Annotated in this window: 1 protein-coding gene; it reads right to left on the reverse strand. The window is 69.1% G+C overall.

Going from position 1 to position 236, the window contains the following annotated elements; all coding sequences use genetic code 11:
* Positions 1–236 (reverse strand): tripartite tricarboxylate transporter permease (locus BST14_RS32335; protein WP_211280873.1); only part of this gene is annotated, 236 nt, incomplete at both ends.

Here is a 236-nt window from a genome sequence, read left to right on the forward strand (position 1 = left end):
GCAGAACGCCAGCAGGTAGACGGCGAAGAACTCGGGCGAGCTGAACGCCAGGGCGAAGCGAGCGATATGGGTGGACAGGAAGGTCAGCAGCAGCACGCCGACCAGCGCCCCGAGGAGCGCCGAGGTGAAGGCGGCGGTCAGCGCTTCGCCGGCCTGGCCGTTGCGCGCCATCGGGTAGCCGTCGAAGGTGGTGGCCACCGACGACGGCTCGCCGGGGATGTTGAACAGGATCGAGG

Origin of the sequence: Mycobacterium arosiense ATCC BAA-1401 = DSM 45069 (assembly GCF_002086125.1) — a bacterium.
GTDB classification, from domain to species: domain Bacteria; phylum Actinomycetota; class Actinomycetes; order Mycobacteriales; family Mycobacteriaceae; genus Mycobacterium; species Mycobacterium arosiense.